The 13,116-nt window shown below is 59.3% G+C and carries 6 protein-coding genes; 1 reads left to right on the plus strand and 5 read right to left on the minus strand.

All coding sequences use genetic code 11. From position 1 onward, the window contains the following. The first annotated feature begins 143 nt into the window (after positions 1-143). The gene (locus RX330_RS23795) at positions 144-1,031 is read left to right on the plus strand and encodes a glycosyltransferase (RefSeq protein ID WP_317240030.1); all 888 of its coding nucleotides are present in this window, start codon (positions 144-146) and stop codon (positions 1,029-1,031) included. A 15-nt stretch (positions 1,032-1,046) separates the two neighbouring features. Here RX330_RS23795 and RX330_RS23800 read toward each other — a convergent pair whose 3' ends face one another. The 5 genes from RX330_RS23800 to RX330_RS23820 form a co-directional block, all read right to left on the minus strand. Then, positions 1,047-2,219, minus strand: a complete 1,173-nt coding sequence (locus tag RX330_RS23800; RefSeq protein WP_317240031.1) for a hypothetical protein — start codon at positions 2,217-2,219, stop codon at positions 1,047-1,049. 24 nt (positions 2,220-2,243) lie between these two features. Beyond that, complete coding sequence (locus tag RX330_RS23805; protein ID WP_317240032.1) at positions 2,244-3,560, minus strand: HlyD family type I secretion periplasmic adaptor subunit; 1,317 nt, start codon at positions 3,558-3,560, stop codon at positions 2,244-2,246. 104 nt (positions 3,561-3,664) lie between these two features. Then, positions 3,665-5,878 carry a peptidase domain-containing ABC transporter gene (locus RX330_RS23810; RefSeq protein ID WP_317240033.1) on the minus strand — a complete coding sequence of 738 codons (2,214 nt, stop codon included), beginning with the start codon at positions 5,876-5,878 and terminating at the stop codon, positions 3,665-3,667. After that, positions 5,856-6,176 carry a hypothetical protein gene (locus tag RX330_RS23815; protein ID WP_317240034.1) on the minus strand — a complete coding sequence of 107 codons (321 nt, stop codon included), beginning with the start codon at positions 6,174-6,176 and terminating at the stop codon, positions 5,856-5,858. The genes RX330_RS23810 and RX330_RS23815 overlap by 23 nt, the downstream gene beginning before the upstream one ends. A gap of 9 nt (positions 6,177-6,185) precedes the next feature. Then, complete coding sequence (locus RX330_RS23820; protein WP_317240035.1) at positions 6,186-13,094, minus strand: DUF4082 domain-containing protein; 6,909 nt, start codon at positions 13,092-13,094, stop codon at positions 6,186-6,188. Positions 13,095-13,116: the final 22 nt, after the last annotated feature.

Below are 13,116 nucleotides of genomic sequence, written 5' to 3' on the forward strand. Positions count from 1 at the left end.
TGCATTTAACATTATTATAGAGATAATACGCAGCAGATATTTAATTGCAAGGTTTAAATGGATCGAAATGCGCGGCAAAAACGAGGCCTCTACGCAAACGCGCCAGCAACAATCAACGCCAACTTAAATGGAGGAATTAATTGATGATTTCGGTCATCATTCCCCATCTTAATCACACCGACGCGCTGGAAGCCTGTTTACGCAGCCTGGACGCACAGACCCTGACTCGGGACGCGTTCGAGATCGTCGTGGTGGACAACGGTTCGGCAACGCCCCCACTCGACGTCGTTGCGCGTCATCCTGGTGTACGACTGCAGCACGAACTGCATCCGGGCCCTGGCCCGGCGCGAAATGCAGGCGTCGCCGCCGCCAAAGGCGAGATCCTCGCCTTCATCGACGCCGATTGTAGAGCTCATCCGGATTGGCTGAGCAGCGTGATGGCATGGTCCTACTCATCGCCAGCCGGCACGGTTCTCGGGGGCGACGTTCGCATTTGGCGGCCGCAGAATACGGAGCTTGACGCCATCGCGGCCTACGAGAGCGTCTTCGCGTATCGCTTCAAGCTCTATATCGAGCGGCACGGTTATTCCGGTACTGGCAATATGGCGCTGTTCCGCCGCGACTTCGATCGCGTCGGTCCCTTTGCCGGCATTGACGTAGCCGAAGATATGGAATGGGGGCAGCGCGCGCTACGCGCAGGACTTCGATTTCGATACATCCCAGAAATGATCGTGTTCCATCCGGCTCGCGGCTCTCTCCAGGAGCTCTACACCAAGTGGGACCGACACATCGCACACTATCGCAACATGGCGGAAGGTAAACCTGTCTGGCAATTGCGCTGGATCGCGCAAGCGTTGCTCGTCTTCGCATCACTCGCGCCAAACGCAGTGACTGTGCTGACCAGCGACCGCCTACATGGCACCGGCGTCCGCCTCAAAGCAATTGCCGTGTTGTGTGCTGTCCGGACGCACCGCGCCGTGACCATGCTCTCGCACTTGCGAGGTCGACGGGCGGTCGCCTGGAACCGTTAGCGAAACGGAATTTCGTCAGACGCCATCAAAGGCACAATTGTGTGTCAACTCCGGCAGATCAGTACGTCGCCCGAATGACCACAGGATCCAACCCAGCTCGTAGCTGCGGCATTCAAGCCGAACTTCCACATTCGCAGCGTCGATCAGCCGCCCCTTGTTTCCGAGCCAGGCGTTCTTGAATGCGCGCAACACCCGCGGCGCCTTTGTCCTCGATTCACCCTTGCGAACCTGCGAGCGGACAGTCAGGTTCAGTTCGGGAACGAGCATGGCCCGCCCCAGTTGATTGTGGCCAAGGACCCAGTTGAACCCCTTGACCAGGGCGTCCCGCGATTGCCTCTGCCCAAAGCGCTCGGCCCATTCCAGCAGCGCCGGGGCCATTCCATACTGATGGACCGAATAGACTTCGTAGAAATCAATGACGCGGCCGCTCAGCGCGTCGAAAAACCAAGGCCATTCACCTTGCGGGCCTTGGAGCATTATCAGATTACGAACGCAAGTATCGGCCATGACAAGCGCGGACGCGTCGCCGGAAAACTCGCCATACTGATAACAGGCGATCGAGAGGTAGGTCTGCGTCGCAAACGACGAGAACCGGCGACGAAGGCCAAACGGTGCATCGAAGAACAATCCCGATTCGCTGTGGAAGCGCTCCTTCAAAAGGCGATAAAGCGGCATGGCGTAGCGCCACCACTCGTTCTCGCCTGCCCTCGCCTGGGCCACGACTCCGGTGAGCAGCATGCCAAGATCCTGCGCCCGGAAGCTCTTCCACCGGCCCTCATCGGAAAGAATGGCTCTCAGCTCGCATTTGACCGGGTCCGGTATTTCGAGACCAAGTTCGGCGGCGCTCCATAGCGCCATGCCGAAGGCATACTTCCTTACCGGAAGCTGCGTGAGTTGCAGAGCGTTGCGACGGAATATCTCGGGAATATCAATGCCACTTGGAACTTCGGCAACGCGCGACATGCCGAGAAGAACGTTGAGGGTATAGAATACGTCGCTGCTTGGTATCGACTCGTTTGGCGACTGACGTCCATCGAGATGGTAGATATGCGACCACCGCCGGTGTTCAGGTAGCCAACAACGCTCTAGCCCGTTGAGCGCGTAATTCACCAATGGTGCATTTTGCGAGAGCGTACTCGCCGCCGTAGGCACCACGAGCTTCACTCCAAAGTTCGGACTAATCATCATGGTGAACCGCCATTCCAAGCCGGGTTAGTATTCTCGAATGCTTTCATCCAATCCGCGTAGCAACGGATAGAGGAAGTAGGAAATCACGGTGCGCTTGCCGACTTTCAGTTCGGCCGTAACCGCCATGCCTGGAATCAGTTGAATGCGCTCGGGCGGCAGCCGAAGGTGCGTGTCCAACAAATCGACCAGTACGCGGTAATAGGGAGCTGGCGCGTGGCCCGCACCTTCGGCCTTCGGATCCGGCGAGAACGTGTCCTGACTGACGACGCGGACTTCTCCCGTCGCAGTTCCATACTTCTGGAAAGGAAATGCTTCGAACTTGATGCGGACCGCTTGTCCAAGCGCCACCTGGCCGATATCACGCCCCTCGACTTTGACCTCCGCCTGCAGCGGCACGTCGCGCGGGACTAGGACGAACAGCGTTTCCGCTTCGCGAACGACCGAGCCCACTGTGCGATTTGCGATCTCCAACACCACGGCGTCTGCGGGCGCTTGCAGGACGATCAACTGTCGTCGAAGCTCGGCCTTCTTCAATTCCTCTGCTGCGCTATTCCGCTTCGGCACCGTCTCCGCCAGTTCCTGGTAGGTCGTGCGGCGGAATTCCTCGGCAAAGACCTTCTGGTCAGCACGGGCTTTCTCCAGCCGATGCGCACTGTCGGCGATACTGCCGCGAACGCGTGCCAAATTGCTCTCAATCTCGAGCCGCGCATCACGAGACAGCAGGAAGTTCAACCTCGAGCCGACCTCCTTGTCCATCAGCGTGCTGCGCATGGCTTCTATCGCGCGCATGGTGTCGAGCCGCTGAAGAAGGACCCCCTCTTCATCCTTCGCTGTCTTGAGATTGGCTTGGGCGGAAGCGATCTGTGTGTCGTAGTTCTGGATCTGCGCCTGATAAGCGGCTCTCCTCTGCAGAAACACCTTGCCCTGCAGGATCTGGTCTGCATTCGTGAGCTCCTTGACCGCATACTCGGTCCCATCCAGTTCGGCGCCCAGGCGATCGATCGAGGCATCCAATCCGGCCACTCTGCCGCGCAACTGGTCGAAATCCGCCTGCGAGAAGGTTGGATCGAGGGTCGCCAGAACGTAGCCGCGGTTGACACGATCACCGGCCTTCACGTGGATTTCGCGGATGACCGATGTTTCCAGGGGCTGCACGACCAAGTTCGGACGTGTCGTGGTTAGTTTGCCTTGCGCCGTGACGATCATCTCCACTTGCGAAACCGATGCCCAGGTCACTGCAAAGACGATCAGTGCAAGTACGCCGTAGAGAGTGAGACGCGCCAGCCGCGGCGGCGCTTGCTGCTCCACCTCGGCTGCATCGGACTGGAACTCTGCGATCAATCGCGCTGGCCTCGGGGCCGGCCTGACCTTTCGGCGCCGCTCGACCGTCCTGGCCACGACCAGTCCGTCCGGACTTGCATCCGCGCGTGATTGCCTCGTCTGCTTCATGCAACTTGCTTCATCTGTTGGTTCCACAAATGCCTGTAGATTGTGCATTTCGACAGGAGGTGATCGTGGCGATCCACGTCAATGATCCGGCCGCGGTCCATGACGAGGATCTGGCTTGCTTCGGTCAGCATCGACAGCCGGTGCGAGACGATGATGACGGTACGTCCTGCTGCCAACCGACGGAGATTGCGCCTGATGATCATCTCGCTTTCGGAATCGAGAGCGCTCGTCGCTTCGTCGAGAATCAGGATCCGTGGATTGACGATCAGAGCCCTCGCAATCGCGAGCCGCTGCTTCTGTCCACCGGAGAGGTTGGCAGCGTCTTCCTCGAGCATGGTGTCGAAGCCACGCGGCAACCGCTCGATGAACTCGTCGGCGCCTGCGAGCTGCGCCGCAGCGACAACCTCGGCAAAGGTCGCGTCACGTTTCACGCAGGCAATGTTGTCGCGAACCGTCCCGCGGAACAGGAAATTGTCCTGAAGGACGATTCCGAGGTGTCGGCGCAGGTGTGTGAGGTCGAGCTCCCTTGAATCATATCCGTCGATACGCAGCAGCCCCTGCTGCACCGGATACATCCCCGAGATCAGCCTTGTGAGCGTCGTCTTGCCGGAGCCGCTCCGGCCCACGACCCCGAAGATCGAACTTGGCTCGATGGTGAAGGAGACATCGTCGAGCGCCGGCGCGCCTTCAGCTCCGTAACGAAACGAAACACTCTCGAACTCGATCTTGCCGACGAGGTCAGGCCGCAGCCCATCTTTCCTGCCATCACGCTCAGGCTTCTGGTTCATCACCTCACCGAGCATTTTCACCGCAAGAGCAACCTCCTGGTATTCGTGGACCATGGTCACGAGTTGGACCAGCGGTCCGGAAACTCTCCCGGCCAACATGTTGAAGGCGACCAGCGCGCCGATTGTCATTTCTCCCGCGAAGACGTCGATTGCTCCGACGGAGATGATTCCGAGTGTCATGATCTTCTCGAGGAATCCGGTGAGCGCCTGGGCGCCTGCGGAAATCTTCTCGACACCGAACCGCATGGTCACCGATTGCGCGCAGCGGCTATCCCAGATGCGCCCCTGCAGGGGTTCCATGCCCAGCGACTTCACCGTGCGCATGCCGTGAACCGTTTCGACGAGAAGAGCCTGCCGCGCGCCTTCCGCTTGGTAAAGGTCGTAAAGACGCCGCCGGAAAGGACCCATGAGCAGCCCGACAACAGCACCGCTCGCGGCAGTGAAGGCCAGAACGATAAGAGTCAATTTGACGCTGTAGAGAGCAAGTACCGGCAGGAAGACGAACAGCGAAAGCGCATCGAGAGTTGTCAAGAACAGTCGCCCGGTCAGAAATTCGCGAATACGGGCTGCCTGCTGCATGTGCTTGACCAAGACTCCCGCGGCCATATGCTCGAAAAACGTGACCGGAAGCCCGAGGAGATGACCGAACGTCTTTGTCGCAACGCGAATATCGACCTTGTTGGTCGCATAGAGCAGCAGGTAACGCCGCAGAAAGCCGAACATCGCATCGAAGACGAGCGCTGCGGCCGCCCCTGCCGCGAGCACGTAGAGCGTGGTGAAGCTCTCGTGAACCAGAACCTTGTCGATCACGAGCTGGAAGAAGATCGGGACGACGAGGCCCAACGCATAGAGCATGATCGCGGCGATCGCGACATCCCTGAACAGTCGCCACTGGCGAAGCAGCTCCGGCAAAAACCAGCGGAGGCCGAAATTCCTCCGTGCATCCTGTGCCAACTGTTCGCGCTTGATCAGGACCGTTTCACCGGCCCACTGAGCACAGAATCGGTCCCGGTCGACGACCAGCACCTCGTCCTTGCGATTGGCAAGCGGGTCGAAGACGCTGACGACCTCGATGCCCTCGGTTCCCTGGCCTGCACCAAGGACGACGATCCAGTTGCCATTGGCGAGCCGAGCCAGCGCGGGATAGGCTTCTCCAAGACGAATCAGCGCGCCCCAATCCAGTCTCGTGCTTCTCGCGCGCAGGCCTGCATCCTTCGCCATGCGCAGTAGGAGAGTCAACGGAAGCGGGCCGGCCACCGCGTAGGTGTGCTTCAGGCGTTCGACCGGAAGATCGATGCCATGGTGACCGGAAATCTTCGACAGGCATTCCAATGCCGTCTGCGTTGCCAAGCCGGACGCCTCCGCGACCTGGTCCGTCGCGCCGCCAGCCTCGTCGAGTTCAGCGGAAATTTGAAGAGACATTCAAAGGCCGTGTGTTGGGCGCGAGCGCATCACGCGCCCCCGAAGCGCCATTATGCGACTGGGCAGGCTGATTCCGCCGGACCACGCCCGCATCAACCAGGCCCTGAAGCGCCTTCTGCATCACATCCACCGAATTGGCGAAGGACTCGACCGAAAAGATCAGCCGCTGAGAGAACACCCGTTTGGGGGCATTGCTGGCATCACGCTCTGTCGGAGAAAGACTGACTAGGTCGACGCGGACGATTGTTCCGCTAACGGTAATTTCCTCGATTCCATCGGTATAGAGTTCGGCGTGCATCTTGCTCTCCTATGCTGCTGCCAGCTGCGGCCTGAAAACGACGTCAACGCCATAGCTCGTTGAGTTGTAGGTGTTGGTTGGAAACAGGTTGTCCGTGCCGTACGCAAACACACCGTTGCCGCCGATCGATGCCGAAGATGGGGCGGTCAGAGGTCCGTTGGTGATCGCATTGGCCAGCAGGCCCGGATCGGCGGCGTAATTCCCGGAGGTGTGATAGGAGGCGACGTAGGTGGATCCCGGCATGATCGTCACAGGTGTGGCGAAATTGACTTGCTGCCAGCCATCGGCCGTTTCGTTTGTAAAGGTCGCCGTCGCCAGCAATGTCCCGGTACCGCTCCAGAGATCTGCAACGTGCGTGCCGGTATTGGAAGGCCCCTTGTAAAAGCGAATGCCGATAATATCGCCCGGGGTAGACGCCTGAAATTTGACGCCTAGTTCCACTGAATTTGGATCATTGGCCGCCACGATGGCGGGCTCCTGACTTGCGCTGAACAGGCGCACCGTCGTCGAAGACGCAGCGCTTACATCAAGCGCAACAGATGCATCCGCTATGCCACCATGACCGTCGGAGATGCTATAGTTGAAGGACGCGGGTCCCGTGTAGCCGGCCGTCGGAGTGAACGTCACGATGTTGCTTTGGGCGTTGTAGCTGGCGACGCCATTCATACCGCCGCTCGCGCCTGTGATCGTGAGCGTATCACCGTTGGGATCGGAGTCGTTGGCAAGCAGTGCTGAGCTCGGAATCCCGAACGGAACGTTCTGTGTGGCGTGGAAGCCGCTGTCATTCGCTGCGACCGGTGACTGGTTGGGGCCGCCGCTCGAGCTCTTGAACACGACATCCACCCAGTAATTGCTCGCCTTATAGGTACTGGTCGGGAACAGATTGCTTGTTCCGTAGCTGTAGAGGCCATTAATGTTCGCAGGAGCCGTGAGCGGACCATTGGTGCGAGCGGATGTGAAGTAGCTGGTGGTGGAGGCGTAATGGCCGTTGCTGTGATAGCTCGCGACGTAAGTGGTTCCGGCCGTGATTGACACGGGATTGCTGAACGTGACTGTCTGCCAACCACTGCTGCTCTCGTTCGTGAACGTCGCGGTCGCCAGCAGCTCGCCGGTACTGCTCCACAACGAGCCCGTATGGGTGCCGGAATCGTTTGCGCTCTTGTAGTATTTGATTCCGGTAATCGTTCCGGCCACGGACGACGCGAATTGCACCCCGAGGTTGATTTGGGAAGTGTCCGAACCCGATCGTATGGCCGGAGTATCGGTGCTGGAGAACAGGCTCACAGTCGAAGGAACTGGCGAAACTGCGATATCGAATGTCGCGCTGCTCGCGAGGTTGCCCAGATCGGCAGCAGAGACGGTAACGCTGAGCGTACCAACATCCGCGGACGTCGGCGTGCCGCTAAAGGTACGACTCTGAGCATTGAACGTGAGCCAGGCGGGAAGGGCTGCACCGCCAGAGGTTGCGCTGTAGGTGAGCGAGTCGCCGGCGTCGACGTCGGTGAAGGTGCCGGCGGGCAACGTCAGCGAGAGCGCCGAGTCAACGGTAACGGCCTGGTTGCCGGTCTGGATCCCCAGTACGGGCGCATCGTTGGCCCCATGAATGGTGACAGTAAGCGTGCTCGACGATGCGACACCGGCAGCATCCCGCATCGTATAGCTGAAGACATCGCTCACCGTATTGGCCGACTGCCGCAAGGCTTGCACGGCTGCATCGTTCTCGTTCACCGTGTAGGTGAAAGCACCCGAAGCACCGAGCAAGAGGGTGCCGTGCGCACCCGTGAGAGGTGTATCGAGCGTCCCGTTGGTCGAGCCGAATCTGACTGCGCTAACGGTTTTGGTATCACCGGAATCGGGATCAGTATCGTTGGTCAGTACGTTACCGGTGGCCGCCGTGCCGCCCGTAGCGTTGTTTGCGCCCCCTTTTTCCGTCGCATCAGCGACGTCCGCGACCGCGGTTGGCGGGGTATTTGTGGTGGCGGAGGAACCGTTGAAGACAACGTCGACCCAATAGTTGGAGGATTTGAAGGTATTGGTCGGGAATACGCTTCCGGCGCCGTAGCTATAGACGCCGTTGCCGTCAGCCGGAGCCGTCAACTGGCCGTTGGCAAGGAGTGTCGCGAAGTAGTTCTGGGTGCCAGAATAATTGCCGTTGGTGTGATAGGATGCGACGTAGGTGGTGCCTGCGGTGATGGCCACGGGAATGGAGAAATTGACCTGCTGCCAGCCGCTGGCTGTCTCGTTCGTGAACGTGGCAGTTGCAAGCAGGGCTCCGGTCGAGCTCCAGAGATTCGCAATATGGGAACCGGTGTTCAACGATCCCTTGTAGAAGCGTAGACCGGTGATTGTCCCATTTATGGATGCGGTAAACTTGACTCCGACTTCGATAGGGCTGGTATCGCCGGAATTGGGGACGTTTGGCGCATCATTGGTGCCGAACAGGCTCTGCGCAGAGGCCGGATAGTTGACCTTGAGCGACACCTGGCCCGAACCGCTTTGACCGCTCGTGTCCGTGATCGTGTAGCTGAAGCTCGCCGCCCCGGCATAGCCGGCGGCGGGAGTAAACGTCACGGTCTGGTTCTGCGAATTGTAGCTTGCGCTTCCATTGGCGGCATTACCGACGCTGGTAAGCGAGAAAGCCAGCCCGGACGTGTTGGTATCGTTCGCGAGCAGCGCTGATGCCTGGATGTTCAGCACACCATTTTGGGTAACCGTGAAGCCGCTGTCGGCGTTGGCTTGCGGCACGCTGGCTGCGGAGGAGCCGTTGAAGACGACGTCGACCCAGTAGTTCGAGGACTTGAATGTATTGGTCGGGAACACACTGCCGGACCCGTAGCTGTAGACGCCGTTGGCACCGGCCGGGGCCGTCAACTGGCCGTTGGCAAGCGATGTCACGAAGTAGTTCTGGGTACCGGAATAGTTGCCGTTGGTGTGATAGGATGCGACGTAGGTGGTGCCTGCCGTGATGGCCACGGGATTGGAGAAATTGACCTGCTGCCAGCCGCTGGCGGTCTCGTTCGTGAATGTAGCACTTGTAAGCAGAGTGCCGGTCGAGCTCCAGAAATTCGCAACATGGGCTCCGGTGTTCGACGATCCCTTGTAGAAGCGCAGGCCCGTTATCGTTCCGCTCACGGATGCGGTGAACTTGACGCCAACTTCGACAGGGCTGGCATCGCCGGAATTGGGTACGCTTGGCGCATCATTGGTGCCGAACAGGCTCTGCGCAGAGACCGGATAGTTGACCTTGAGCGACACCTGACCGGACCCGCTTTGGCCGCTCGTGTCCGTGATCGTATACCTGAAACTCGCCGCCCCGGCATAGCCGGGAGTGGGAGTAAACGTCACCGTCTGGCTCTGCGAATTGTAGCTTACGCTTCCATTGGCAGCGTTACCGACGCTGGTAATCGAGAAAGCCAACCCCGACGGGTTGGTGTCGTTCGCGAGCAGCGTTGATGCCGGAATATTCAGCACGCCATTTTGGCTAACTGTAAAGCCGCTGTCTTCGTGAGCTTGCGGCGACGTCAAGCCTGAATCGCTGAAAACGACGTCGACCCAGTAATTCGCGGCCTTGATAAAGGAGGTGTTGCTGGGGAAGACCGGGCTGCTGCCATAAGCATAGATGCCGTTGAGGCTGCTACCGGGCGCGGTGAGCGCACCTTTCGTAATTCCGTCATAGTCGATGAAGTAGTAGTCCGTTGAGGAATAATGGCCGGTGTTCGTGTGATACGAGGCGACATACGTGACGCCGGCCTGCACACTGACAGGCGTCGCAAAATCAACCTGCTGCCAGCCGCTCGCGGTTTCGTTGCTAAAGGTGGCTCTCGCAAGCAGCGCGCCGTTCGATGTCCAGAGATCACCGATGTGGGTGCCCGTATTCTCGGGTCCCTTGTAGAAACGAATGCCTATGATCTTACCCGATACGGTAGGCACGAATTTGACGCCAAGCTCAACCGCGCCGGAATCGCTGTTCGAGATCACTGCTGGCGTGGCGGTCGGACTGAAGAGTGTCAGGGCGGAAGATGCTGTTACCGTGTAGCTGGTGCCCGCACCGGGTGTTTCCAGGTTCAGGCTGTCGTCGACCGCCCGGGTTTTCAGAGAATATGCCCCCTGAGCTCCTGTGCTGAACGAGTATGACCACGTCACGTTGGCCGCGCCGACATTGCTGTTGGCTGGATGCCAGCGCGTTCCACCGTCCGTGGAGATTTCGACGCCGGCAATCTTTCCACCCGCGTCAGTGGCCGTCCCCGTCACCGTGATGGACTGCCCCTCGGCAACGCTGGCAGCAGAAAGATTGGTGATACTGGAGCTCGGCGCCGTGACATCTGTCGACCGGATCGCGGCAGTCAAGCTGGCTTGCAGGGCCGCCGGCTGAACCCCCATGTCGGCGAAAAGATTCACCATCGCCTGCTGGACGTTGGGATCGACAGGAGTCTCAGGACCGTCGTGGTCGCTGGCAAGCGCCCACGGCCAGTTGATTGAACCGGCCGAGAAGATCAGCGCGCCACTGACGGGATCCCGATGCAGAACGAGATTGTGGGTCGCCGTGCCTGCTCCGAACGTGTTGCCATAGTCAAGCAGGTACTTCCCATCTACATTGATTGTTGAGGACGAGACGCTGACCAACCCGGCAGGGCGGAATCCATTGTCCGGCGCGATGTCCCACTCAACGCCCAACAGGCCGGGTACGAGCGAGGCAGTCTGACCCGATGAGGTTTGCGCGACGGCCGTATTGCGCCAGAAGCGCAACTGGGTCATCGGGTAAGGTATCGTGATCGTGTCGTACCGAAATGCGTTGACCGCGAACAATGTACCGGTCAGCTGATTCGAGGGAAGAGGAGCACCGAAGCGCGGGTCGGAGAAGTTTCCGGTCGCCTGTCCTGACGGATCAATCAGCGCATTTGCGTGCGTATCCTTGTAGCTAATGAGTGTGCGATTGGCTGTCCCGCTGCCATCGATGCTGGGTACCAATCTCGTTTTCCAATAGATCTCGTTGGCTGTGAGAAACGCAAGATTCACGCCGGCGTGCGCGGCCGCCTCTACGTTGGCGCGCTGGGCTTCGGTCCAATACTCGTCATGCCCCGCGTCCATGAAGACCTTGTGATTGAGCAATAACGAGCCGTTTGTCGCAGCATCTATTCCAGAAATGTAAGAGACATCGTACCCGTTCTGCTCGAGCCAATAGATGGCCGCAATCTCAGCCGTGAACGGGGAGTCTCCTCCCTCGGAGAAGGTTCCCGTGCCGTCACGCGTTACGAGGGGACGATTGTAGCTGACCGCGTAGGCCGATCCATTGATGCCCGGGCCATTCCCGAAATAAAGGTTGGCCCCTCCCCAACCGTTGTAAGCTTGCCAATCCTGATCACTTGTCTGCAGGACGATGTCGCTGTGTGAAGCGTCGTTCCGTATGATGAACGGAATCTGGAAAATCTCGGTGCCGTTGATGACGTTGGCGAAGTAGACCCCCGAGGCCGCATCGGCTGGCACGCTCCAGGAATCGGTTACGCTCCAGTTGCCGGCATCGACGAGACCGGTGGACGCCTCCCTTAGTGCAGCGGGTTGGACGACCGCGGCGGCGGCCTGATGCTGCAGGCTCGTAACCAGTCTGGCACCATCGCCACCGTAATAGCCTAGCCGGTAAACATCGACGCGATAGTTCGGGTTGCCGGTCAGGTTGTTGATCTTGAATTGGACCGTACTTCCGACATTGGTGCTGATTGCTGTCGCAAACCCCTGGGTCAGGGTCGAATTGTCGCCCGGCTGGATCTCCCAGACACTCCTCGGTGTGCCCGGCTTCTGGTTCTCCAATACGGTGGGATTCGTGGGTGGATCTGAGACGATAGTCCCCCCCTGCCCATTGCTCGTGAAATTCCAGTTCAAGTCCATCCCCGAGAACAGCAAGGAGACGTTGGCCGCACCGTTGCTGAAATCGACCGCGCTGATGTTCGAGCTGCTGTCGTGGTGGACGGTCGCCGACATCGACGTTGTAAAGGGTAGATCCTTCAGGTCGATGAGATTCCCAGGGGAAAGCGGCGCTTCCGGGAATGGACCTGCGATCAATCCGCGGAAGTTGGCCGACTGGTCGAGGACAAGCGTGCCAACATCCGCGTCGAACGACACGGTTATGCCGGAGAACGATCCATTCAAGAACTGGCCGGAAACAGAACCTCCGATCTTCAGGACCGCTTGGTCAGCGATCTCGAAAGATCCAGTGCCGCTGACGTCGCCCCTAAACTCAGCGGTCGCTATGCGATCGCCAAGGAACGCTCCAACGACGACCGTCCCATTGTTCAGAACATTGCCTTCGACGATAAACGGCGTGCCGCCATCCAACGAAAGCGTTGCACCCGCGTCGAGCACCAGGCTCCCAATATCAACAGGGGCCGAGCTCGTGACGACATACGTTCCTGAGGCATCGAGGAACGCAGAGTCGTTGATACTCGGGAGGCCAGCGCTCCAGTTCGGTGCGACATTCCAGCCTCCGTCAGTCGGATGGGCCCAGTGAGTGGCGCCAGGGGTGGAAATCGGTTGTGACGTCGGCGTCGCATCGTTCGCCGCAGACGGGAGCGTGAGCGCCAGGCCTTTGTGACCGCTCGTCAAAGACGTCGAGGACAGCAGCGCAGACAATCGCGACCGGGAAGCTGCGGCGAAGAAACGGGGCACAAAGGCGCGTAAGCCCGACGTATCACCCGGGCCGGGCCGAGACGTCCGTTCGAAGAACGAGGCGTCACCGACAAGAGAAGGCAGAGTGGATATCCCGCTTACCGTGTGATCAACGAGCGACGGAGCCCAGAGGCCATGCGGGTCGAAGCCCGCGAATCCATTCAAGAACGTCGATTCCTGCCAAGGGGCGAAAATATCTTCCCCCGGAAGCACGGAGCGAGTTCCCCGGCCGAAGACGCTCGTTTTTTGAACCAGCATAGCCGTACCGATTAAATAAATA

Source organism: Bradyrhizobium sp. NDS-1 (assembly GCF_032918005.1).
GTDB classification, from domain to species: domain Bacteria; phylum Pseudomonadota; class Alphaproteobacteria; order Rhizobiales; family Xanthobacteraceae; genus Bradyrhizobium; species Bradyrhizobium tunisiense.